General features: G+C 43.2%; 22 protein-coding genes. 12 read left to right on the forward strand and 10 right to left on the reverse strand.

Translation table 11 applies throughout. From position 1 onward, the window contains the following. Window positions 1-11: 11 nt before the first annotated feature. Window positions 12-2,348 (forward strand): TonB-dependent receptor family protein, encoded by a 2,337-nt coding sequence (locus G457_RS0110030; protein ID WP_248602849.1) that lies wholly within the window; start codon window positions 12-14, stop codon window positions 2,346-2,348. On the opposite strand, the gene G457_RS0110035 is transcribed toward G457_RS0110030, so the two are convergent. Next, window positions 2,332-2,664, reverse strand: coding sequence for a Rieske (2Fe-2S) protein (locus G457_RS0110035; RefSeq protein ID WP_026946361.1), 333 nt, complete (start codon window positions 2,662-2,664; stop codon window positions 2,332-2,334). The genes G457_RS0110030 and G457_RS0110035 overlap by 17 nt on opposite strands. A gap of 90 nt (window positions 2,665-2,754) precedes the next feature. Between G457_RS0110035 and G457_RS0110040 the strand changes: the two genes are divergently transcribed. Next, the gene (locus G457_RS0110040) at window positions 2,755-3,501 is read left to right on the forward strand and encodes a hypothetical protein (RefSeq protein WP_026946362.1); all 747 of its coding nucleotides are present in this window, start codon (window positions 2,755-2,757) and stop codon (window positions 3,499-3,501) included. A 108-nt stretch (window positions 3,502-3,609) separates the two neighbouring features. Here the strand turns inward: G457_RS0110040 and G457_RS0110045 are convergent, their stop codons facing one another. Genes G457_RS0110045 through G457_RS0110055 form a run of 3 tightly spaced genes read right to left on the reverse strand, consistent with a single transcriptional unit; the run spans window position 3,610 to window position 6,458 of the window. Beyond that, a complete protein-coding gene (locus tag G457_RS0110045) occupies window positions 3,610-4,752 on the reverse strand; it encodes a cysteine desulfurase family protein (RefSeq protein WP_026946363.1) in 1,143 nt (380 codons plus the stop codon). Window positions 4,753-4,773: 21 nt separating this feature from the next. Beyond that, the gene (glmM, locus tag G457_RS0110050; RefSeq protein WP_026946364.1) at window positions 4,774-6,168 is read right to left on the reverse strand and encodes a phosphoglucosamine mutase; all 1,395 of its coding nucleotides are present in this window, start codon (window positions 6,166-6,168) and stop codon (window positions 4,774-4,776) included. Window positions 6,169-6,227: 59 nt separating this feature from the next. After that, window positions 6,228-6,458, reverse strand: a complete 231-nt coding sequence (locus G457_RS0110055) for a hypothetical protein (RefSeq protein ID WP_026946365.1) — start codon at window positions 6,456-6,458, stop codon at window positions 6,228-6,230. Window positions 6,459-6,530: 72 nt separating this feature from the next. Between G457_RS0110055 and mazG the strand changes: the two genes are divergently transcribed. The 3 genes from mazG (at window position 6,531) to G457_RS0110075 (ending at window position 10,357) form a co-directional block, all read left to right on the forward strand. Continuing rightward, window positions 6,531-7,331 carry a nucleoside triphosphate pyrophosphohydrolase gene (gene mazG, locus G457_RS0110060; protein ID WP_026946366.1) on the forward strand — a complete coding sequence of 267 codons (801 nt, stop codon included), beginning with the start codon at window positions 6,531-6,533 and terminating at the stop codon, window positions 7,329-7,331. Between the two features lie 222 nt (window positions 7,332-7,553). Continuing rightward, on the forward strand, window positions 7,554-9,524 hold the full coding sequence (locus tag G457_RS0110070; RefSeq protein ID WP_026946367.1) for a hypothetical protein: 1,971 nt from the start codon (window positions 7,554-7,556) through the stop codon (window positions 9,522-9,524). A gap of 32 nt (window positions 9,525-9,556) precedes the next feature. Continuing rightward, window positions 9,557-10,357 carry a DUF2490 domain-containing protein gene (locus tag G457_RS0110075; protein ID WP_026946368.1) on the forward strand — a complete coding sequence of 267 codons (801 nt, stop codon included), beginning with the start codon at window positions 9,557-9,559 and terminating at the stop codon, window positions 10,355-10,357. Window positions 10,358-10,364: 7 nt separating this feature from the next. Here the strand turns inward: G457_RS0110075 and G457_RS0110080 are convergent, their stop codons facing one another. Continuing rightward, a complete protein-coding gene (locus tag G457_RS0110080; protein ID WP_248602850.1) occupies window positions 10,365-11,582 on the reverse strand; it encodes a voltage-gated chloride channel family protein in 1,218 nt (405 codons plus the stop codon). A 116-nt stretch (window positions 11,583-11,698) separates the two neighbouring features. Between G457_RS0110080 and G457_RS0110085 the strand changes: the two genes are divergently transcribed. Then, window positions 11,699-12,589 carry a TIGR01777 family oxidoreductase gene (locus G457_RS0110085; protein ID WP_026946370.1) on the forward strand — a complete coding sequence of 297 codons (891 nt, stop codon included), beginning with the start codon at window positions 11,699-11,701 and terminating at the stop codon, window positions 12,587-12,589. Between the two features lie 2 nt (window positions 12,590-12,591). Here G457_RS0110085 and G457_RS22530 read toward each other — a convergent pair whose 3' ends face one another. The 3 genes from G457_RS22530 to G457_RS0110100 are packed head-to-tail and all read right to left on the reverse strand — an operon-like array spanning window position 12,592 to window position 13,261. Then, a complete protein-coding gene (locus G457_RS22530; RefSeq protein WP_081701418.1) occupies window positions 12,592-12,765 on the reverse strand; it encodes a PLDc N-terminal domain-containing protein in 174 nt (57 codons plus the stop codon). Then, on the reverse strand, window positions 12,765-12,986 hold the full coding sequence (locus G457_RS0110095) for a PLDc N-terminal domain-containing protein (RefSeq protein WP_026946371.1): 222 nt from the start codon (window positions 12,984-12,986) through the stop codon (window positions 12,765-12,767). The genes G457_RS22530 and G457_RS0110095 overlap by 1 nt, the downstream gene beginning before the upstream one ends. Window positions 12,987-12,997: 11 nt before the next feature. Beyond that, complete coding sequence (locus G457_RS0110100) at window positions 12,998-13,261, reverse strand: PLD nuclease N-terminal domain-containing protein (RefSeq protein ID WP_026946372.1); 264 nt, start codon at window positions 13,259-13,261, stop codon at window positions 12,998-13,000. Window positions 13,262-13,354: 93 nt separating this feature from the next. On the opposite strand from G457_RS0110100, the gene G457_RS0110105 reads away from it, so the two are divergent. Both G457_RS0110105 and G457_RS0110110 read left to right on the forward strand, forming a co-directional pair. Continuing rightward, on the forward strand, window positions 13,355-15,910 hold the full coding sequence (locus G457_RS0110105; protein WP_026946373.1) for a M14 family metallopeptidase: 2,556 nt from the start codon (window positions 13,355-13,357) through the stop codon (window positions 15,908-15,910). 73 nt (window positions 15,911-15,983) lie between these two features. Continuing rightward, a complete protein-coding gene (locus tag G457_RS0110110) occupies window positions 15,984-17,105 on the forward strand; it encodes an amidohydrolase family protein (protein WP_026946374.1) in 1,122 nt (373 codons plus the stop codon). Here G457_RS0110110 and G457_RS0110115 read toward each other — a convergent pair. Both G457_RS0110115 and G457_RS0110120 read right to left on the reverse strand, forming a co-directional pair. Next, a complete protein-coding gene (locus G457_RS0110115) occupies window positions 17,102-17,404 on the reverse strand; it encodes a HigA family addiction module antitoxin (protein ID WP_026946375.1) in 303 nt (100 codons plus the stop codon). The two genes, G457_RS0110110 and G457_RS0110115, sit on opposite strands and share 4 nt — an antisense overlap. A 15-nt stretch (window positions 17,405-17,419) precedes the next feature. Further along, window positions 17,420-17,695 (reverse strand): type II toxin-antitoxin system RelE/ParE family toxin, encoded by a 276-nt coding sequence (locus G457_RS0110120; RefSeq protein WP_026946376.1) that lies wholly within the window; start codon window positions 17,693-17,695, stop codon window positions 17,420-17,422. 206 nt (window positions 17,696-17,901) lie between these two features. On the opposite strand from G457_RS0110120, the gene G457_RS0110125 reads away from it, so the two are divergent. The 4 genes from G457_RS0110125 to G457_RS0110140 all read left to right on the forward strand — a co-directional run bounded on the left by G457_RS0110125 (window position 17,902) and on the right by G457_RS0110140 (window position 22,616). Then, window positions 17,902-20,061: a TonB-dependent receptor gene (locus G457_RS0110125; RefSeq protein ID WP_026946377.1), complete on the forward strand. Its 2,160-nt coding sequence runs from the start codon at window positions 17,902-17,904 to the stop codon at window positions 20,059-20,061. An 11-nt stretch (window positions 20,062-20,072) separates the two neighbouring features. Beyond that, the gene (locus G457_RS0110130; protein WP_026946378.1) at window positions 20,073-20,717 is read left to right on the forward strand and encodes a hypothetical protein; all 645 of its coding nucleotides are present in this window, start codon (window positions 20,073-20,075) and stop codon (window positions 20,715-20,717) included. Window positions 20,718-20,796: 79 nt separating this feature from the next. After that, complete coding sequence (locus G457_RS0110135; protein ID WP_026946379.1) at window positions 20,797-21,867, forward strand: sensor histidine kinase; 1,071 nt, start codon at window positions 20,797-20,799, stop codon at window positions 21,865-21,867. Further along, the gene (locus G457_RS0110140) at window positions 21,864-22,616 is read left to right on the forward strand and encodes a LytR/AlgR family response regulator transcription factor (RefSeq protein WP_026946380.1); all 753 of its coding nucleotides are present in this window, start codon (window positions 21,864-21,866) and stop codon (window positions 22,614-22,616) included. The genes G457_RS0110135 and G457_RS0110140 overlap by 4 nt, the downstream gene beginning before the upstream one ends. Window positions 22,617-22,643 lie beyond the last annotated feature (27 nt).

Below are 22,643 nucleotides of genomic sequence, written 5' to 3' on the forward strand. Positions count from 1 at the left end.
AAGAATTTTCGATGGAATTGGAAAAGAAAAGTCCTGTTCAGCAAGGCTTTTCTGCCATTTGGAAAAAACGGGAAACTATTACCCCGCTTTCCTTGTATTTTCGGGGTATGAGGTATTTAATTCTTTTCGCTCTGCTTTTGGGCTCACTTTCTCTAAAAGCTCAAGTAGAAATCACGGTACGGGATGGGCTTAATTATGATCCGCTATCAGAGGTTTTGATTCGCTTAGAAACAGGCGAAGAGTTTCAGACAGATCGGCTTGGGCTGGCCACTTTTGATCAAAAGACTCCTTTCTCAGTCATTCTTTTCAAGCCTGGATATGAATCGCTCGAGGTTACAGTGAATGCGGAGGAAAGCACCTTTTTTCTTTTCCCAAAAAGTATTTCACTCTCGAGTGTGACTGTTAAGGCCTTTGAAACAGAGCGACCACTCTTAGAGCAGTCTGCCTCTATCAGTTTGATAGGTGAGTCGGATTTGTATCGCTTTAATGAAACATCCATAGTCAATGCCTTTAATACCAAACCGGGTGTGCGAATCGAAGAACGGGCACCGGCTAGTTACAGGGTATCCATTCGAGGAAGTTCCCTTCGAGCTCCTTTTGGAGTCAGAAATGTCAAGGTTTATTGGAATGAAGTGCCGATCACGGCTCCTGATGGGACGACTGCTTTGAATTTGCTGGACCTTAGCAATATTCGTACAGCCGAGGTGATCAAAGGGCCGTCTGGAAGTATCTACGGAGCTGGAAATGGTGGGGTCATCAACCTTAGCAGTGCTGAGGACTTACAAAGCGGCAAACTGACCTCGGAGTGGGTTGCTGGATCTTTTGGATTAAATAAGGGACGGTTTGCCATCACCCAACCTATCGGAAAAGGAGGCATTGAAGTAGCGATCGTCAATCAGGAAAGTGACGGCTATCGCGAGCATTCGGCTATGGACCGGACCGTTTTTCAGTTGGGAGGCTATTTTCCAGTAAACGAAAAACAGGAGATCCGGACACAGATTTTGTTTTCAGATTTAGACTATCAAATTCCCGGTGCTTTAAATGCCGAACAGCTAGCGGAAGACCCTACCCAGGCTCGTCCCGGATCGGTAGATCAGAATAGCTCTATTTCACAGCGAGCGCTTTTAGCAACTTTTGGTCATCGCTATCGATTCTCGGATAAGATTGAAAACAACACCACATTCTATGTGAACACCAATGACTTTGAGAATCCCTTCATTTTGGACTACAAAAAGGAATTGGGCTTTGGGAGTGGAGGAAGGACTCGTTTTACATTCGATTGGAATTTGGCAGGTAAGCCGCTTCGACTAATTGCCGGAGGGGAATATCAAACCAGTCTCACCGATGCTCAAAATTTCGGGAATCGAAGTGGAGTGGCAGATACCGTTCGCTTCGCTGATAAATTACGGGCGACCCAAGCATTTTTATTCCAGCAAGCCGAATGGGAGTTTACTGAGCGCTGGTTGCTGACATTAGGTTTGAGTCAGAATTTTTCCTCTTTTGAAATCGACCGTTTGATTGATGCAAGTGGAGGTCCTACAGGCCCTCAGAAAAGACAATTTGATCCTATTTTAATTCCCCGAGCAGCAGTCAATTTCAGTTTAAATGATTTTTCGGCTTTGAGAGCATCTGTAAGTAGTGGTTTCTCTCCGCCCACTATTGATGAGGTTCGTACAAATGAGGGAAGTCTGAATTTGGACCTGGAGGCTGAGCGGGGAACAAATTTTGAGCTGGGGTATCGATTGGGAAAGAATCGATTGAATTTCGATCTGACAGCTTTTTATTTTCGACTTAATCAGACTATAACCACTTTCACGAACGAACAGGGCGTAGTACTCTTTCGAAATGCCGGGTCCACCGATCAAAAAGGAATCGAGTTGGCTTTGGATTATCAGTTGGTACAGCGAATGGGTGGATTTCTACGGGTTCTGGATTATGGAGTAGCTTACACCGGACATTATTTTGAGTTTAGGGATTACCAAAAACGAGATCAGGATTTTTCCGGAAACCAATTGACGGGAGTAGCTCCAAATACAGTCGTTCAGACGCTGGATTTCCGTTTTGCCGGAAATGTTTACCTGAATTTGACCCATCAGTTCACCGATGAAATCCCCCTGAATGATGCCAATACAGTTTACCAAGATCCATTTAATCTGGTGAATCTCCGGATGGGCTTTTTCGAGCAGATTTCTAAAAAGCTTGATATGGAAATCTACTTTGGTCTGGAAAATTTGTTTGATGTGGATTACTCCTTGGGAAATGACCTGAATCCCTTTGGAGGCAGATTTTATCAGCCAGCTCCGTCACAAAATGTCTATTTCGGGGCCAAATTCAATTTCCGCTATTGAGCTGAATGATCAGTCCCTCATCGGTGAGATTCGTCTGATAAACCTCCAAATCAGAACAAGAGCCTGAATGGAGTGCGCCTGTTTTCAGGTCGAAGCGGTATTGATGAAGTGGGCAGATAATTTCTTCATAGCCATTGATGCTGCCTTGAATAAGCGATGCGCCGCGGTGCGGGCAAAGACTATCAAAAGCGAAAAAAATTTCTCCTATTCGGACTATCCCGATTTCTTTTTCGCCAAGCTTTACCCGTCGGATGGCTTTTTCTGGGAAAAGATTGATGACATTTTCTCTGGACTGACCTAACTGGAATTTCTTCATAGCAGTGTAAAAATCAGATTTTTACCCTTCAAAATAAAATTTTAGATTTAGCGGGTAAGAAGTGGTAACTTACTCCAAACCTCGAAAAGTATGAAAACTCTAATCACTTTTGCTCTTTTATTTTGCTTCGGATGGGTTCAGGCGCAATCCATAGAGGGAGCTTGGAAGATGACTCATCAAAATGGTGAGGAAGTTACAGATGTAGAATATATCAAGATTTATCAGGATGATTACTTTGCCTTTGGGGCTAAAAAGATCGCTGATAATGCCTTTGTAGGTGCAGGTGGAGGTCCTTTTGAATTGGACGGAAATACATACACAGAGACTTTGGATTTTTTCACCTTAGAGCCCTTTCAGGTCGGGACAGTTAATAAGTACCAATTGGATTGGGTAGATGGGAAAATCGTCATTTCATCAGAAATCAACGGGCGAATGCTAGTAGAAATTTGGGAGCGAGTTTCCGATGGGCAGGATGATTTGACGGGCAATTGGGTGATCACAGGCAGAAAGCGAGATGATGAAATTCGCCGATCTACTCCAGGAGCCAGAAGGACGATCAAGATTCTTTCCGGAGGGCGCTTTCAGTGGGTAGCCTTCAATTCGGAGACTAAGGAATTTAGTGGTTCTGGAGGGGGTACTTACACGGCAAAAGATGGAAAATATACCGAGAATATCACCTTTTTCTCCCGAGACAATTCACGTGTGGGAGCAAGTTTGGGTTTTGATTATGAGGTCATTGACGGAGAGTGGCATCACAGCGGGCTGAGTTCAACCGGAAACCCTATCTATGAAATCTGGACCCCTTACGCGATCGGGTATCCCGGTGCGAAGAAATGAATGAGTCAAGTCATACCAATAAAAAAGAGCGGAAATTTCCGCTCTTTTTTTGTAATAGAAATTACTGTAATGGCTATTACAATCAATGAACTTTTAAGTGGCCTAAGGTTACACCTCTACCGCGTAAAGCTCTTTCAATTTCTCGACAGTGTAATCTATCTCTTCAATAGTATTGAATCGACTAAAGGAAAACCTAACGGAATCTCTTTCTGGATTATGATTCAATGCCCTTAAAACATGTGATCCAACTGTGGCGCCCGAACTGCAAGCCGAACCACCGGATCCAGAGATGCCAGCCAAGTCCAGATTGAACAGTAACATCCCCGCATTGGCCTCAGATGGAGGTAAACTCACATTAAGGACCGTATAGAGCGACTGATCAATATCCCCAGACATTCCGTTGAATTCGACACCTGGAACGCTTGCTTTGATTGATTCGATGAAATGCTTTTTCAAGGCTTTGATGTGTGCCTCATGGCCACTCATATCCTCGTATGCTATTTCCAAAGCCTTGGCAATCCCAATGATTCCGATCACATTTTCCGTTCCACCCCGCATATTTCGCTCCTGAGCTCCGCCATGAATAAATGGGTGGATCTTTTTGTCTTTTCGCACATACAAAAACCCGGAACCCTTTGGACCATGAAACTTATGCCCACCAGCGACAAGAGCATCGATCGGTAAACTCTTCAGATCATGAACATAATGCCCCATAGTCTGTACGGTATCCGAGTGGAAAAAAGCCCCGTGAGCCTGCGCTAACTGGCCGATTTGATTGAGGTCGTTTAGGTTTCCGATCTCATTATTTGCTTGCATCAAGGAGACGAGCGCATTTGGATATGTTTTCAACAATTCCTCCAATTGGCCTAAGTCGATTTCTCCTTTTTCATTCACATCTAATAGATGTAGCTGAATGTTTCCTTTTTGAGCACATACTTCCAGCGTGTGCAATACTGCATGATGCTCGATAGGAGAGGTAATAGCATGCTTGATCCCGTGTGTTTCGATTCCGCAAACCAAGGCGGTATTGTCTGCCTCAGTTCCTCCAGAAGTGAAGAAAATCTCTGAAGGGCTTGCATTGAGCAGTTCTGCCACTTTTTTGCGCGACCGCTCGATGGCAGTACGGACTTCTCTTCCGTGGCTATGAACCGAAGAGGGGTTTCCGTAGTGGTTTTTCATAAACGGGAGCATGGCTTCGATCACTCGATCGTCCATGGCTGTAGTAGCAGCATTGTCCAAATAGACCTTCATCTTTTCTTCTTTTTGGGTTATTTAAATCAAGGAAGCGCTGACGACTTCTTTGATGTCTTGCATGATTTTCTTGGCTAGGTGTTCGGCTTTGGATTCAGAGTCGGACTCCGCATAGATTCGGATAATCGGTTCGGTATTTGACTTTCTCAAATGCACCCATTCCTTCTCAAATTCGATTTTTACACCATCAATATCATTGATAGGTTGCTTTTTATATTTCTCACGGATCTCTGAGAGGATTTTATCCACATTGATCTCCGGGGTAAGCTCGATTTTATTTTTAGAAATATAATAATTCGGATAGGTCGCCCGAAGTCTAGAGATGGACTTCCCAAACTTGGCCAAGTGGGTCAAAAATAGCCCAATCCCCACCAAGGCATCTCGACCGTAGTGTGAAGTAGGATAGATGATTCCTCCGTTTCCTTCACCCCCGATGACTGCATCTACGGCCTTCATCTGACTGACTACATTGACTTCACCTACTGCTGCGGCCGTGTAAGTGCCACCTCGCTTCTCTGTCACGTCCCGTAGTGCTCGGGTAGATGAAAGGTTTGATACCGTGTTTCCTTTTGTGTGTGACAAGACATAGTCTGCCACTGCTACTAAGGTATATTCCTCCCCAAAAGGAGACCCGTCTTCATTGATCAGCGCTAATCGATCTACATCTGGATCGACGACGATTCCTAAGTCAAAATTTCCTTTTTCCAGTTTTTGAGAAATGTCGCGTAGGTTTTCAGGAAGTGGTTCGGGATTGTGCGGGAAATGACCGTCAGGGGTACAATACATTTCCTCAATGACCTCGACTCCCAGCGCTTTCAAAAGCTTTGGTACTACAATCCCTCCGGTAGAATTCACGGCATCGACTACCACTTTGAATCCACGGGCCTTAATCGCTTCTACATCTACCAATTCCAAGTCCAACACATGCTGAATGTGGCGATCCAGATAGTCATCAATAGGTGTATAAGCTCCCAATTTTTTCACCTCTGCAAAGGAAAAGTCCTCTGTTTCTGCCTTTTCTAAGATATCCTTTCCTTCTGCATCAGAGATAAATTCTCCCTTCGCATTCAGAAGTTTGAGTGCATTCCACTGGATAGGGTTATGACTAGCCGTAAGAATAATTCCTCCTCCTGCTTTCTCGGCAGGGACAGCAAGTTCTACAGTGGGAGTGGTACTTAGACCCAAGTCTATCACATGTATTCCAAGGCCTTGAAGGGTAGCAGAAACCAATTTGGATACCATTTCCCCAGAAAGTCGTGCATCTCTTCCGATGACGATTTTTGAGTTTCCGGTTTTTTCCAATACCCAAGCGCCATAAGCGGCGGTAAACTTCACAACATCGATCGGGGTGAGACCTTCTCCGGCTTTCCCACCGATAGTTCCCCGTATTCCGGAAATTGATTTAATCAGTGACACGTACAGTAAATGATTTGTTGAAAAATTGAAAAAATCCTGCCGATAGGCAGGATTGAGATTTATTTGAATTTTGCCAGTACTTTATCGACTTCGTTGTCGGGATTTCCACAACTACTGTTTGAGTCCACCGTCTTCCCACAGTAGCTACAAGTCCCACCATCCTTGTTGAGATAAGGGTTTTGAGAAGCACAAGTTCCTTTAAACTCCCCGTTTTTTATGAGTATGAGCCTGACAGACATCAAAACGAAGAATAATGCCAAGAAGCCAAGCGTGATTAATACAGTTGCCATAACGGATAATTTTGCACAAATTTAAAGCTTTACTTCGAAAACGACTATCATTTCCACATAGTTTCCCAAATCATGTCTAATTTGAGTACCCGTGCCGAGCAGTTGGCTGCTTTCGATCGATTATTGACCATCATGGATGAGCTTCGCGCACAGTGTCCTTGGGATCAAAAGCAGACCACGGAAAGCCTCAGGCACTTGACTATTGAGGAAACTTTTGAGCTTTCGGACGCTATCCTCGAAGGAAATCCTGACGAAATTAAAAAAGAGCTGGGGGACATACTTCTTCACATTGTTTTTTATGCCAAAATCGGTTCTGAGGAAGGCAACTTTGATATAGCTACTTTGACCAATTCGCTTTGCGAAAAGCTCATCCGCCGTCATCCTCACATCTATGGAGATACTCAAGCAAATGATGCTGAAACCGTCAGTCAAAATTGGGAGAAAATTAAGCTGAAGGAAAAAGGGAATAAATCTGTCCTAGGGGGAGTTCCGAAATCACTTCCTGCCTTGATTAAAGCGATGCGGATTCAGGAAAAGGCCCGAGGTGTGGGCTTTGACTGGGAAGAGAAGCATCAAGTTTGGGAAAAGGTAGAGGAAGAAATGCAGGAATTCAAGGAAGAGTTTAATGCTTCTGATGCTAGTGAAATAGACCAAGAGAAAGCCACAGCTGAATTTGGGGACCTGCTTTTTTCATTGATCAATTATGCACGTTTTATCGATATCAACCCTGAAGAAGCATTGGAGCGGACGAATTTGAAATTCATTAAGCGATTCCAGTATCTGGAATCAGCAGCACAAAAATCCGGTAAAAATCTGGCTGATATGACTTTAGCAGAAATGGATGTCTTTTGGAATGAGGCAAAAAAGCTGTGAGAAATTTGTGTTTTTAGTAAATAAGCTTTTCTTTTTTTAAGGATTTTAACAAAAATTCTATTAGGTAAATTGAATGGTCGATCAGGCTGATCCGTCTAAATTTTTAATAAACCCAAAGAATATTCTGACTCATCTCTATTTGTCGGAATCTGAATATCCGGTTCTCCAGGCTGAATTTCTGCTTTGACTTGTTTTGGCAGGCTTTTGGAAGATTAATCAATTATGAATAAAGGCATTTTGGTTTTTTTGGTCTTGCTCCTGTGCGGTCATGGGGTTTTATCTCAAGATACCCGATCTTACAAAGGAGGTTTTACCTTCAAGGGACTTCGTGGAACAGCTGAGCTTCAGTATACACTTGATGAGGAGATGGAGCCTATTTTGAATGGTCCTTTTGTTTTCAACTATGGCAAAATGGATAGCCTGGAAAGGGGATTGTTCAGAAAACTTCAAGTTGAGGGTGTATATGCCGAGGATCAAAAAAATGGGGATTGGACCTACCGGCAAGAAATACATCAGATAGGTATTGAGGATATTGTAAATAGGCAAATTCAAGCTGCGCTTTTTACAAATCTGATAGAACTGGAAGCAAATTATCAAAAAGGGGAATTGAGCGGCTCATGGAGCTATTCCGAGAAAAATTGGCAGGCTGAAGAGTACTTGAATGTATTTGTAGCCAAAGATTTGACTTTTGAAAAAGACAGCTTGCTTGGCTCCGTAAATTTTGAGTCGAAAGACCCAAAGCGTACCTATCAGATCTTTGGCCAGGTAAATAAAGAAGGCTTGATGGTAGGTAATTGGGAGTTTTTCTATCCCATGGACAGCAATCTTACCATTCATGAAACCCGGCGCTACGAAAAGGGATTCTTGATTGGTCTTTCTAAAGTCAATAGCCTGACAAATCAGAAAATTGATGAAGTGGTTTTTTATAATGCTATTGAAAAACTCGATTCACTCAATCAGGGATTTGAAGTAGACTACAAAGTATCTGATCAGGCATTTGGACTGATTTTCAATGATGGCTATGCGGAAAGCAGCGAGGAGTTTCAGGAACAATATTTAGGAACCTTTCTGCTGGAAGATGCCCTTAGCAGGCTTTTGCAGTTTGAAGAAGATTTCTTTTCCGAGGATGGGAAACTCAAAAAATATCCGCTTTCAACCCGAAGGTTTGTCTATGCCATATCCGAGGAAGACCAAGGCCGCTACGAAGAAATTATCGAGGTTTTTGACAGGTTGAAGGAAAAATCCAACCAAAAAGCTATTTCCGATTTCCTTTCACTTAACCAAAACACTTCCGATTCACTGGCTTTCAGCGGGGCCTATTTTGAGTATTTGATGAGGAAAATCGGAAACTATGAGCAAGTTATCCAATTGCTTCGCAATGGAGATATCCAATACTTTGATACTGGGAATTACCTACGTGACGGATTGAATTTCTTGAATTCAGAGGAGCAGATTAATTATACTTATGACACTGAATTGCGTCAAAAGACTTTGGAGTTTCCGCAGCTCTCTGAAAACAAAAAGCTCTCAACAGATCTGCTAGCGCACATTCAACGGGAGTGGGAGACATTTGAGTCGATTCAGGTTTATATTCAAAAGCAACAAGTCGACTTTAGGCAAAGTACTGAACTTGATGTCCTCGAAGAGCGGATTTTAAAAGAAAAGCAACGGGTAGCAAGTCAAAAAAAATCACTTGAAATCCGCAATAACCGACACCTGGCATTGGTAGATTCGGTCTATCAGAACCTCAGTGTAAAAAATTATCAGCAACTCCTCAATACGTATAATGAAACCGAAGGCTTTTTGGAAAAAGCGGAGGTTGGGGATGAATTGATTGAGTTGTTTCTCTTTCTGGAGGAAAGCCTTCCCGAATTGCAGCGATACGAAAATCTAGGCTCATCCCTTCGAGAAGAGTTTACAGAAAAGACGCTGGACCCATTCACCTTTGAGACGGACTTTGAAGTGCTGCGTCAACCGGGACTCATTCAGGCAGCAGAATCCATTATTGATTATGAACTTGACCTGATCATGCGTTCGGAAGATTTTCGGGATGTGCAGGTTCATCTACTCAACTTGGATGCTCTCGAATCTCGCCTTTTGGAATTGAAAGGCAGAAATACCAAAAGACTGGAGCGAAATATTCGGAAAGTCTCCGGCAACATCAACCAACTTAAAAAACTACTTTCGATATGAGGTTTGACTTTTTAAAAGCTTTAATAAGCAGGATGAAGGCGCCTCTCTTGTTTTTGATATTGATAGTCTCGCCTTTAGTAGCTCTGTCACAAGAAGAACCTGAGCAGGAAGAACGGATCACGTCTCGTCGATCTGAGCTTTGGAATGGGCTTTACACGAAGTATAGAATTGGCGAGAAACTATTCTACTACGGAGAGTATCACCTTCGGACAAGAGATCAATTGGTTCAAAACATGGGGCAAATCTATTTGAGATTTGGACTCAGTTATATTATCAATAAAAACCTGGAAATTACAGGTGGGATTGTCACTCCATTCTATTGGGCACCACCGGAGTACGCTGATCAAGAGCTTCCCTATGATAAGATCGTCAATCAATTTCGATTCTGGCAACAGGCCCTTTTTATTCAGTCGCTAGGAAAGGCAAAACTTTATCATCAAATCCGAACTGAACAGCGCTGGAGAAGGGATTATTATGTCGGTTCCCCATTCGAACTCAGCTATCGATGGCGATATAAAATTTCATCATACATTCCCCTGAACTCTTATAAATTCCAACCGGGAACTTACTTTCTCTCGCTTTACAATGAAGTTTTTATACAAACTGGAAAGACGATCATTCGAAATCCATTCGAGGATAATCGGGCTTTTGTAGGCTTAGGGTATATTTTGAATGAAAATATTCAATTTCAGGTTGGTTATGCCAAAAGTTGGCAGCAAAGGGATTCCGGGATCAATTACAATAATCGGGACCTGATACGTTTCTCCGTTTATCATAATCTTGATTTTACCAGAAAGAAAAAGCCACCGGTGGATTTTCAGCCAGTGTTTTGATGAATTTTCAGTAAAACCAAGCTTTCTTCCAGCCCAAATCCTGAGAGGAATAAATACTTCCTTTTCCGCTGAAGACATAGGCGATTCCACAGGCAAGCGCTAGAAAAACTCCGGCTTCTGAGCCAAATAACTCCATGCCCATAACAGTGCAGGCCATTGGGGTATTGGTGGCCCCTGAGAAAACACCGACAAAGCCCATCCCCGCCAGTAGCGCTAAAGGCAGGGGTATCAAGCTACTCAATGCATTGCCCAAGGTGGCTCCTGTGAAAAACAAAGGTGTCACTTCACCACCCTTGAATCCTGCCCCCAAGGTAAATCCGGTCAAGCCAGTTTTGGCGAGCCAGTCGTACCAAGGCAAGGGCTGCTCAAAGGCCTCCACAATCCGGGGAATTCCCAATCCTATGTAAGTGGTGCTGTCCGAAATCCATACAATCCCTGCGATCACCAGTCCGCCTATGACCGGTCTCAGCGGAGGGTAGGAGAAGGTCTTGGAAAATAATTTTGAAAAAAAATGAGTGCATTCCGCAAATAATCTACCCGAGAGCCCAAAGGCAATTCCAGCTGGTATCACCCAAAGTAAATTCGGTAAAGAATGAGTAGCTACTTCAGGAATATAATACTCGATGTGCCCTACTCCCCAAAGCAATTCGCAAGTCCAGTCTGCTACAAAAGCCGCCCAAAAAGCTGGAAAAAGCGATTGAGGCCGAAATTTGCCTGTATGCATCCATTCCAAGGCGAAGATTGCCCCGGCAAGTGGTGTCCCAAAAACTGAAGAAAATCCGCCAGCAACGCCTCCTATGAGCGTCAAACGCCGATTTTCACGATTAAGTCCAAGCCATTTGGTCAATTGATCGGAAAGAGATCCTCCCATCTGTACGGCAGTCCCCTCTCGGCCTGCTGAGCCACCAAAAAAATGGGTCAAAATGGTCCCAAAAAGTACCAAAGGCGTCATTCTAAGCGGAATGGGGCTTTTATGTGCATTGAGTTCGTCTAGAAGTAAGTTGTTTCCTTTGAGGGAGTTTTGCCCAATTTTGTAATAAGTCCAACCGATCAAAAAACCACCCATTGGAAGGAGTGCAATAACCCATCGGTGAGACTCTCGGTAATCAGTAACCCAATCAAGAGAAATCAAAAAAACAGCAGAGGCAGACCCTGCCAACAGTCCTATCAAAAGCCCGTCAAGGAGCCACTGAAAAAAGTAAATGCCAAATGATTTGAAAGTCAATTTAGATTTTTGTTCTTGGGATGGGCAAATTAGGAATAGAAATTGAATTTTAAAGAACTGTCCGGCCGCTTACAACTATTCTTGGCAGGGAGTGGTTATTTACAAAATCCATTGAAATGAAAAATATACTTATCACCGGTGGCTCAGGCCTGATAGGGCAGCGCATCACTCAATTGCTGGAGCAAAAGGGGATGGAAGTCGCTTGGTTGAGTCGATCTGCAAAATCACGAAAATCGTTTACCTGGGATATTCCCAGTCAACAAATCGATGCTGAGGCGATGGAATGGGCTGATGCGGTGATTCACTTGGCCGGTGCTGGAGTGGCAGACAAAAAATGGACTCCTCAGCGGAAAAATGAGATTCTGGAATCCAGGACCCAAAGTACTCAATTGCTCCATCAGGCAATTGAAGCGGCGAAAGAAAAACCGACGACTTTTATCTCTGCTTCCGCGATTGGATATTATGGATTTGATACCGGTTCACAATTACTCGATGAAAACAGTCAAGCCGGGAGTGATTTCTTGGCGGATGTGGTGATTGCATGGGAAAAAGAAGTCAAAAAGATAGAGTCATTGAATTTGCGGACGGTATTACTTCGGATCGGGATCGTCCTAGATGCCGAAGGTGGAGCTTTAGGAGAAATGCTCAAGCCGCCTGTCGCTGCTCCGCTTGGAAATGGAGACCAATGGATGAGTTGGATTCATATCGAAGACTTGGCAAGAATGTTTGTATTTGCTCTGGAGAAAACAACCTTGCAGGGAATTTATAATGCAGTCGGACCCAACCCCGCCACCAACCAACACTTAACCCAAGAAGCAGCAAAAGCAAAGGGAAAGCCTTATTTGGGTATAGGGGTTCCTGGTTTTGTGCTTCGATTGATGTTGGGTGAAATGGCCCGTATGGTGCTAGGAGGAAACCGTGTCGCTAGTCAAAAAATCCAAAAAGCCGGGTTTGAGTTTGAGCATGAAAATTTAAAAAGTGCACTTCTTGACTTATTTAAGAAGTAATCTCAGAGGCGCTTTGTCCTTCCAACCAAAAACCAGAGTATCGTACCCAAGAAAGGGACAAGTACAACAATCAAAAGCCAAATCAATTTGTCCGTTTCGTTGGCAAAATTGCTGATTACCACATCGTAGATAGTGTAGGCATAAATAGCCAGTCCGATGATTCCTAGTCCAAACATCAGTAGGAGAATTTTTTACCGCTATTGCCGATAATAAGGTAAATGATGGGTCCAATCCCTTGGGCAAAGACTAAAATCAGCACCCAAATTAATTTCATATTGGGATCTTTGAATTCGGAGCGAATGACATCTACAAGACAATACACCCAGAAAATGAAATAAAGAATACTAAATAAAAAGAGGATGATAAATCCACCGCCAATATTTTGAATGAACATCATATGCAAAGTTTTTATCGATGAATTCTACTTGAAAAAATTGGATTAAATTTTCGCTTTTCTTTGTGTCTTCTACTCATGGCTAAATACAGGAAAACTCCGAATGGTGTGGTAAAGAGCAAGATCAGCAACCACATCATTTTTTCGTGTGGAACGCGAAAATCACTTTTGATCAAATCTACCATGGCGTAAAGCCAAAAAGCAGCATAACCAAATAAAAGAAGAGCACCTCCAGCTTGCCAAATCCATAGTCCTTGTCCGGGAGTAATTAATTCCATAGCTTTTCTTCAATTATTTTTACCACTGCTCTAAAATAGCTTTTTTTGAGAAAAATTAGTAAGAATTTAGTCAAAAGTTTTAATCATACTTATATGCAAAGAATCCTATTTCTCCTGATTTTCACATTCATGTCTTCCTGGGCCAGCGCCCAAGTTGATCTGAGTTATTATTTGCCGGAAGGCTACACCTATGACCCCTCCATACCTACTCCCAAGCAGGTTCTTGGCTATGAAGTGGGGGAATGGCATGTCACGCATGACCAATTGGTGATGTACATGAAAGCGGTTGCTGAAGCCTCTAATCGAGTAATGTTTGAGGAGACGGGTAGAAGCTATGAAAAGCGTCCGCAGACCTTATTGACCATTTCTTCCCCTGCCAACTTAGCAAGACTAGACCAAATCAAGGCAGATCGTAAAAAACTCCGGAATCCCAATCAGAGTGTTTCCATAGAGTCTATGCCGGTGGTGATGTTTATGGGATATTCTGTACATGGGAATGAAGCAAGTGGTGCAAATGCTTCGCTTTTGGCCGCTTACCATTTTGCTGCGGCAAATGAAATTGAAGCTGAGTTGGAAAATGTGGTTTTGCTTCTCGATCCAGCGATCAATCCTGACGGTCTCAATCGATTTGCCTCATGGGTCAACTCCCACAAGTCTTACAATCTTAATGGGGATCCAAATGGAAGGGAATACAATGAAGCCTGGCCAAGAGGTCGGACGAATCATTATTGGTTTGACCTTAACAGGGATTGGTTGCCAGTGCAACATCCAGAGTCAAGAAATCGGGTAAAAGTCTTTCAAAGCTGGTTGCCTAATATTCACCTGGATTTTCATGAAATGGGAACCAACAGCACCTTTTTCTTCCAACCTGGTGTTCCATCGCGTACCCATCCGCTTACCCCGGATAAAAACTTTGAGCTGACCGAAAAAATAGGAACCTATCATGCCAAGGCTCTCGACAAGATCGGCTCGCTTTATTACAATCAAGAAAACTACGATGATTTCTACTATGGAAAAGGCTCTACCTATCCGGATGTACAAGGGTCAATCGGTATCCTCTTTGAGCAGGCAAGTTCTAGAGGACACCTTCAAGAATCAGCCAATGGGATGTTGAGTTTTCCTTTCACAATTCGAAATCAATTCACCGCAAACCTTTCTTCTTATGAAGCTGCAAAAGAGATGCGTGAAGAACTCAATCAGTGGATGCGGGATTTTTATGTTGGAATAGCTGAGGAAACTGCGGCAGATGTCAACAAAGCGTACATTTTTGGTTCAGAGAAGGATGATGCCCGTAGCTTTCACTTGGCAGATTTGATCCTACAGCATGACATCAAAGTATTTAGCCTGGAAGAGGATATTACTGTAAATGGAAGGGATTTCAAAAAGGAAAATGCCTACATCGTGCCGGCAGACCAGCCCCAATATCGATTGATCAAAGCAATGTTTGAAACTAGAACGGAGTTTCAAGATTCACTTTTCTATGACATTTCAGCTTGGACTTATCCGATGGCTTTCAATTTGGACTACATGGCTTTGAATAGCCGTATTTTGAATTTGGCAAATGTACGTGAGATCAATAAGAATGAATTTCAGCTTAAGCCTGGCCAAGTCATTGGTGGGGTGGGAGCCTATCAATATGCCATGGAGTGGACAGACTACTATGCTCCGAAAGCAGCCTACAAGTTGATGAAGGAAGGCTTCCGTGTGCGGGTGGCAAATGCAGAGTTTTCCACACCTGAAGGTAAAAGCTTTGGTAGAGGCACTATCCTAATTGATAAGGGAGAGACCGATTTGTCTGATGCAGCTTTCTTTCAAAAGCTACAAGAAATTGCCTCTTCCTCTACTGTGGATATTCATGCTATCAGTACTGGATATACAGCAGGGATCAATATGGGATCTACCTTTATCACACCTTTGGAAATTCCGCGAGTGGCTTTGTTGGTAGACAACGGAGTAGATGGATATGAAGCAGGAGAAATTTGGCACCTGCTGGATCAGCGAATCGAAATGCCTATCACACTTTTGCCTGTAGATCGAGTCAGCTCCAGTGTTATTGATCGCTACAATGTCATTTTAATGCCTGATGGCAATTATGGAAGCTTAGGCAAATCCGGAGCAAGCACCTTGAGATCTTGGGCTGCTAAAGGAAATACCCTTGTAGCCAAAGGTGGTGCGCTTCGCTTTCTAGCCCAAAATGAAGTCATTGATATCAAATTCCGTTCGGTGGATAATGATGAAAAAGGACTTCAGAAGCCTTATGCGATTTACCGAGATGCGACCGGAGCCAAGGTGACCGGAGGAGCAATATTTAATGCTAATCTGGACCTAACCCATCCTTTGGGATATGGCTATACCGATTCGGCGATTCATACCTTCAGAAATGATAATCTGTTTTTGGAGCCTGCCGAAAACCCATACGCAAACCCACTGGTATATACTTCAAACCCGCTTGCTTCTGGCTATTTGCACCCAAGCAATCTGCCTGGACTACAAAATGGATCTGTAATCCAAGTACGGGGTATCGGGCGAGGAAGAGTCGTGGCCTTTGCTGATAATATGAATTTCCGTGCTTTCTGGTTTGGTACGAATAAGCTGTATCTAAACGCAATCTTCTTTGGTCAGGTGATCAATGGAGGTACTACTCGATAAAATTTTCAAATCCCGATTTCAACTAGAGATCGGGATTTTTTTAACTCTTTCCCCAAATCTATTTGAAACTGTTATGAAAAAAATCTTTCGAATCCTGCTTTCGGTGGTCTTATTATCAAGTGCTATTGGAATTGCTCAGGGGCAAGAGATGAGCTTTGAAGAATATAATCCGCCATCCACCTTAAAAGTAGAGGAGACCATCGTCACCCGGGCCAAGTTTCCATTCGTCGATATCCACAGTCATCAGGGTGGTGTCAATAAAGAGAAAATTGATCAGCTTCTTTCGGACATGAAGGAATTGAACATGGGAGTTCTTGTCAATCTAAGTGGTAGAGGATTTGGCAGAGGTGATTCCAATAGCCAGCAAGAGTATATCCGTGGGATGCTCAAGGAGTTTGAAACTTTTGCTCCGGGAAGATTTATGGTCTTTACCAACCTGAATTTTGCAGGGTTTGGAGATGAGAACTGGAGCCGCATTGCCCTCAAGGAACTAGAAGAAGATGTAGCTGCTGGAGCGGTAGGCTTGAAGATTTACAAAAGTCTAGGTTTAAATGTGACAGACATCCAAGGCAACCGTGTGCCTGTTGATCATCCGGATTTGGATCCTGTTTGGGCCAAAGCAGGTGAGCTGGGAATTCCCGTATTGATTCACTCTGCGGATCCCGCTCAGTTTTGGCAGCCGATGGATGCTAATAATGAGCGTTGGCTCGAACTCAAAACCCATCCTCGCCGTCAGCGATCTGCTACAGATCCTGCCCCATTCGAGCAAATCATTGCTGAGCAGCATCATGTCTTCGAAAAGCATCCGAATACGACCTTTATCAATGCTCACATGGGCTGGATGGCTAATGACCTGGACAAAGCTGAAGCTCATCTGGCAAAGTATCCTAATGTCAATTTTGGAATCGGAGCTGTCATTGCCGAATTCGGAAGACAGCCGAGAAGAGCGCGGGAGTTTTTTATTAAAAATCAGGATCGTTTACTATTTGGAAAAGATGCCTACAATCCAGAGGAATTTCATACCTACTTCCGAGTGTTGGAGACCGCTGACGAATATTTTCCCTATTACAAAAAGTATCATGCCTTCTGGCGAATGTATGGTCTGAATCTTCCTGATGAGGTACTCAAAAAGGTCTATTATAAAAATGCGCTAAGGATAGTACCTGGGATGGATTCATCGCTTTTTCCAGATTAAACCATTTGTTTTGAGGCATTTTTCTTAATCCTTTCCAATAAGTCTTCATTATTTATTCGGGCTTCCTCGATATCATAATCATCTTGGAGCCCTAGCCAGAAGTTCGCAGAGTTACCAAAATAGGAGCTTAATCGAAGTGCGGTGTCAGCAGTAATTCTTCTTTTCCCTTTGATGATTTGTGAAATTCGGGTTTGAGGGATTTCTGTGTCCTTTGATAGTCGATACGCTGTGATATTTAGTGGATGTAGAAACTCCTCAAGCAAAACTTCTCCCGGGTGAATATTTGGTAGTCTTTCCATTTTAATTTTCTTTTTTTAATGATAGTCCATTATCTCTACATCATGAGCACCATTGTCTATCCAACGAAACACAATTCTCCATTGGTCATTTATTCGAATACTAAAAAAATCTGAACCTTTCAGTTTCTCAAGCTTATTTGATGGAGGAATTCTCAGGTCAGACCAGTTTTGAGAGTTATTGATCATTCTCAATTTCCTTCTACCGATTTTCTGAATTTCAGCTGGTATTTTTTGAACGCGCTCTCCGTTCCATATTTTTTCCGTATCCTTTGAACCAAATGAAACAATCATGCTAACGAATAAAGATACTAACGTTAAAGATAAGCATTTGTTTTTTAATGCTAGGCATTTTAGAGGTTTTTGAAACAGTAAATGCCTAAAAGTGATATTTTTCAGTCTCAATTTTTGACAGTTCAGTCTCAGATTTCTACACTTCAGTCAGGTTGATTTCCTGAACCCAGTCTCGGAGTTCATTTTTGGATCAAATACGATTCGCTATGAACCTTCGACTGACACTTTTCTGCTACCTGTTTCTACTTCAAGGCCTAGCCTTTGGACAGACAATTCTTTCAGGAAGAATATTGGATGAAAAAGGCATACCTCTCCCTGGAGTCAATGTTTTGCTCAAAGGAAGCTATGACGGGACGACTTCTGGAGTAGAGGGAGAGTTTGAATTCAGTACCAAAAAGAGCGGAATGCAGGTATTGGTTTTTCGATTGATGGGTTTCAAAACCCTAGAAATCCCGGTAGCGGTTGAAGGGGAATCCTTGCAAATACCTGATCAGGAATTAAGGGAATCCATCACAGACATCAGTGGAGTCACGATTTCCGCTGGAGCGATGGAGGCTTCCGATGAGAAAAAATCGGTCGTACTCCGACCCTTGGATATCGTTACCACACCCAGTGCTGTGGGAGATATTGTCGGAGCCCTTCAGACATTGCCTGGTACGAGTGCTGTAGGAAATGACGGACGACTTTTTGTAAGAGGAGGGGATGCGAGTGAGGTAGGAATATATATCGATGGCCTTCGAGTGGCCAATGCCTACGGGACTACCGCTGGAAATGTACCGACCCGCACCCGTTTCAATCCCAATCTTTTCAAAGGAACATTTTTCTCTACAGGAGGCTATTCGGCAGAATACGGGCAGGCCCTTTCTTCGGCTTTAGCCTTGAACACCAAAGATCTTTCCATCCGAAATCAGGGAGATTTAAGCCTGATGTCGGTTGGTGGCGGCTATTCGCACACCTTAGCAAATGAGGAGCAGAGTATTACCCTCACGGGAAATTATTTTGATCTCTCACCATATCAAGGATTGGTCAAGCAGGATTTTGACTTTGAAAGAGCTCCGTTTGGATGGGACTTAGAAGTGGCGGCACAGAAGAAGCTCGGCAAAGATGGACTCTTGAAGGTTTTAGGCCGGACAGAATCGGGAGGTATGAAAATCCGCCAGCCTGAGCCAGGGCAGGAAGGGGCAGGACCATTGATTGACCTGCGAAATCAGTACAGCTATGCTCAAAGTAATTGGTCTAAAATTAGCCCAAAGGGTTGGACTTGGTTTTTGGGAGCTTCTATCTCCGCCAATTCAGATGAGATTGCTTTTGATACTATTCAGACTACGCGAGACAATCAATTGGCTCACTTAAAAGCATCTACCATCCGGGATTTTTCAGATCGGGTATCCATGAAACTAGGAGTGGAGCACTTTTTCAACACTTATGCCGAAGGGCTTCCTTTGCAAGGTCTGGAGCGCAGCTTTCAAGATGGCCAGACCTACTTATACACCGAGTGGGATTGGTATCTCAGCAAAAAATTAGTGGTACGCGGTGGGCTTCGAGGGGGCTTAAGTTCGCTTTCCGAGGAAAAATGGCTGGATCCGCGTGTCTCTTTTGCCTATCAAGTATCCGAAAATGGTCAAGTTTCATTGGCAGCTGGAAAGTTCTCCCAAGCCCCATTGGAGAATTATCGAGTCCTAAACAATGACTTGAAAAATACACAGGCTGATCATTTGATTTTGAATTATTTCTGGAATAAGGATGGTATTACATTCCGAGCAGAAGCTTTTCACAAGGAATACGATGAATTGATCCGATTTGAAGGTGTACCCATGGCTCCTGTGAATCTTCGAAATGAAGGAAGCGGTTTTGCCAGAGGTTTTGATTTATTCTTCCGTGATCGTCAAACCCTAAAGAACACAGACTATTGGGTGACTTACAGCTTTGTAGACAGCAAGCGAAGCTTTGAGCAATTCACCACCCAGGTTCAGCCTGGCTTTGCTCCCAAGCATAATCTTTCTGTGGTAGTAAAGCACTTTGTCACCGGTCTTAAGTCTCAATTGGGAGCCAGTCTCGCAGTGAATGACGGCTATGCATATACCAATCCTAATCTTCCAGGTGAGATGAATAGTAAAACACCTGGATTTCAAAATCTAAGCCTTAGCTGGAGCTACCTGCCCCGTCCTAATCTGATTATCCACGGTGCGATCACCAATGTGCTGGGGCGGGAAAATATTTTCGGATATGATTTCTCCACTACCCCCAATGCTCAAGGGGTCTATGAATCCCGAGCTATCGGTCAGCCTGCGCCAAGATTCCTATTCTTAGGCATATTTCTGACCCTTTCTAAAGACAAAAACGCAAATCAATTAAATAACCTCTAAATCTAATTCTTATGAAAATCTTTAATCTAATCTTCGCCTTCGTCTTTATTTCATTTTCAGCATTTTCTCAATCCAATGGAGCCTTTGAGACTGCTATTAAATCGCAAATTCAGGCTATGGAGCAAATTGACAGCCCTGAATCGGCCCAGGAAGTGAGCAATTCCTTTCTGAGAATTTTCGAGGCAGAATCTGGAGAATGGTTACCCCTCTACTATGCTGCGCTGACAAAAATTGAAACTGCCTTCCGCTTTGATGTGGACAAGGACGCATACTTTGATGAGGCAATAGACCTCGTACAAAAAGCAAAGGAAATATCACCAAATAATTCTGAGTTGACTGCATTGCATGGATATGCCTTGATGGGAAAAGTATCCGTCGACCCCGTCTCCAGAGGGCAAAACCTCAGCCCACAAGTGATGCAACTTTATGGGACGGCTATCGGTCAGGATCGATCAAACCCACGTGCAGTGGTTTTGATGGCACAGATGGAATTGGGAATGGCGGAGTTTTTTGGTCAAGGTCCAGAAAAAGCCTGTGGTATGGCCCGAATGGCCGAGGAGCTTTTCCGAAAAGAATCGCAAAAAGTAGATGAGAACTACTTGCTACCAACATGGGGAGCAAATACTGCAAAAGCACTGATTGAAAACTGCCAATAAAACCAACTAGAATACCCAAGCTGATGAATATGCTCCAGCAGTAGTTCATTGGTTTGGGTTTTATTCTTAATTTCCACCAATGCAAATCGAGCTAAACAAACCAGAGACACACAGAGAGCTCTTTACCCGAGTGGGTCCTTTTATTTGGATCAATTTGCTCATTGCATTCGTACTGATGGCGAGCACCTGCCCCAGTTGCTTTTTATCTCTGGAAGGGCTAAAGCAAATATTTCCCGATTTTGCTTTTTCATTTTGTATTTCATCAGCCTTAAGCTATGGAGGTACGGTGATAATTCGCTGGCTCGATCGGAAGATCCCTTGGGTGGTTTATCCTTTTGGAAGGCTATTCGCCACGGTTGGCATCTACATGGCTTATTCCTTCCTGGTCTCCTTCGTATTTGTTTTTGTCTTTGCTTGGCTGACTGGGCAATTAGCGATACAGAATATCCCTTGGGGTGAGATTTTCCGCTTGACTGCTTTCCCCATGCAGGTGGCTCTGATCATCATGGCAATATTTACCACTTGGTCTTGGCTGGGTGAGTGGCGCAAATCAGCCGTGGAAGCTGAGAGATTGAAAGCGGAGCGTTTTGCCAGTCAATATCAAAGTCTCAAGGATCAACTTAACCCTCATTTTCTCTTCAATTCCTTGAATGTCCTCACCAATCTAGTCTATGAAGATGCCGATCGGTCTGCTGCTTTTATCCAAAAACTCTCCAAAATCTACCGCTATGTGCTAGAAGTGCAGCAAGAGGAGCTAGTCTCCTTGGAAAAGGAGTTGGACTTTGCTAAAAACTTTCTGGATTTACAGAAAATCCGCTTTGAAGAAAACCTTCAATTTAGAATGGAGGAGGAAAAGGGACAGCAGTTTTATTTACCACCTTTATCTCTTCAGTTGCTTCTCGAAAACGCCATAAAACATAACGTGGCTTCCAAGGAAAACCCCTTGTTTATCGATATTCGCCAAAAGGGGAATGAACTATGGGTAAGTAATACGCTACAACTCAAAAATCAGGTTGAGGAAAGTTCCACAGGAATAGGTTTAGAAAACATTTTGAAGCGTTATAAGCTTCTCAATGCAAAGGCTCCTACCATCAAAAAAGGTGAAAGCGAATTTTTAGTAATCCTACCTTTGATAAAGATTGAGCAATGAGAATACTGATCATTGAAGATGAAAACCCTGCGGCGAAGAGGCTTCTTTCTTTGCTGAAAATCCATTTTCCTTCAGCAGAATTTGAAGGAAATTTGGATAGTGTTCGTTCGGCGCTGAGTTGGCTTTCTGAACATTCAGAGCCGGATTTAATTTTTTGTGATATTCAATTGGCAGACGGACTGAGTTTTGAGATTTTTCAGAAAAACCCAGTCTCTTCACCTGTAATATTCACCACGGCCTTTGACCAGTATGCGATTAAAGCATTTCAAGTAAATGCCGTAGACTACCTGCTCAAGCCTATCGATCCGGAAGAATTGGCTCGGGCGGTCGATAAGTATCGGAAAAACCAGCTTCCTAGTCAGCTAGACGGACGACTTCTCGAGCAATTGCTCAAACCCCAATCAATACGCTTCAAATCCCGATTTTTGGTGAGTTTTGGAGACAAAATACAAAGTGTGTCGTTAGATGAGGTAGCATTCTTTTTCAGTGAAGAGCGAGTGACTTTTTTGAAGACCTGGGCTGGCAAAAAGTATGTCATTGATCAGACTTTGGAGCATACGGAGAGTCAACTTGATCCAACTCGTTTTTTCAGGCTGAATCGCAAATACCTCGCTTCTTTGGAAGCGATCGAAGCGGTATTCACCTACTCCAACAGTCGCCTTAAGATTAAATTACAGGCTTGTGAAGATTCTGATATTCTTGTCAGTAGGGAAAAAGTGAGTGAATTTAAGGCTTGGCTTGATCAATGATTGGGATATATAGAGTCTAGGACTTAA

This window comes from Algoriphagus marincola DSM 16067, assembly GCF_000429405.1.
Classification (GTDB): Bacteria; Bacteroidota; Bacteroidia; order Cytophagales; family Cyclobacteriaceae; genus Algoriphagus; species Algoriphagus marincola.

Coding starts and splice junctions, on each gene's coding strand:
- G457_RS0110040 (WP_026946362.1), top strand. CDS start 2,755: ATGAAAACTCTAATCACTTTTGCTCTTTTATTTTGCTTCGGATGGGTT.
- G457_RS0110030 (WP_248602849.1), top strand. CDS start 12: ATGGAATTGGAAAAGAAAAGTCCTGTTCAGCAAGGCTTTTCTGCCATT.
- G457_RS0110120 (WP_026946376.1), bottom strand. CDS start 17,695: ATGATTGTTTCATTTGGTTCAAAGGATACGGAAAAAATATGGAACGGA.
- mazG (WP_026946366.1), top strand. CDS start 6,531: ATGTCTAATTTGAGTACCCGTGCCGAGCAGTTGGCTGCTTTCGATCGA.
- G457_RS0110055 (WP_026946365.1), bottom strand. CDS start 6,458: ATGGCAACTGTATTAATCACGCTTGGCTTCTTGGCATTATTCTTCGTT.
- G457_RS0110045 (WP_026946363.1), bottom strand. CDS start 4,752: ATGAAGGTCTATTTGGACAATGCTGCTACTACAGCCATGGACGATCGA.
- G457_RS0110110 (WP_026946374.1), top strand. CDS start 15,984: ATGAAAAAAATCTTTCGAATCCTGCTTTCGGTGGTCTTATTATCAAGT.
- G457_RS0110100 (WP_026946372.1), bottom strand. CDS start 13,261: ATGGAATTAATTACTCCCGGACAAGGACTATGGATTTGGCAAGCTGGA.
- G457_RS0110135 (WP_026946379.1), top strand. CDS start 20,797: ATGCAAATCGAGCTAAACAAACCAGAGACACACAGAGAGCTCTTTACC.
- G457_RS0110140 (WP_026946380.1), top strand. CDS start 21,864: ATGAGAATACTGATCATTGAAGATGAAAACCCTGCGGCGAAGAGGCTT.
- G457_RS0110075 (WP_026946368.1), top strand. CDS start 9,557: ATGAAGGCGCCTCTCTTGTTTTTGATATTGATAGTCTCGCCTTTAGTA.
- G457_RS0110095 (WP_026946371.1), bottom strand. CDS start 12,986: ATGATGTTCATTCAAAATATTGGCGGTGGATTTATCATCCTCTTTTTA.
- G457_RS0110085 (WP_026946370.1), top strand. CDS start 11,699: ATGAAAAATATACTTATCACCGGTGGCTCAGGCCTGATAGGGCAGCGC.
- G457_RS0110105 (WP_026946373.1), top strand. CDS start 13,355: ATGCAAAGAATCCTATTTCTCCTGATTTTCACATTCATGTCTTCCTGG.
- G457_RS0110130 (WP_026946378.1), top strand. CDS start 20,073: ATGAAAATCTTTAATCTAATCTTCGCCTTCGTCTTTATTTCATTTTCA.
- G457_RS0110125 (WP_026946377.1), top strand. CDS start 17,902: ATGAACCTTCGACTGACACTTTTCTGCTACCTGTTTCTACTTCAAGGC.
- G457_RS22530 (WP_081701418.1), bottom strand. CDS start 12,765: ATGTTTGGACTAGGAATCATCGGACTGGCTATTTATGCCTACACTATC.
- G457_RS0110115 (WP_026946375.1), bottom strand. CDS start 17,404: ATGGAAAGACTACCAAATATTCACCCGGGAGAAGTTTTGCTTGAGGAG.
- G457_RS0110070 (WP_026946367.1), top strand. CDS start 7,554: ATGAATAAAGGCATTTTGGTTTTTTTGGTCTTGCTCCTGTGCGGTCAT.
- G457_RS0110035 (WP_026946361.1), bottom strand. CDS start 2,664: ATGAAGAAATTCCAGTTAGGTCAGTCCAGAGAAAATGTCATCAATCTT.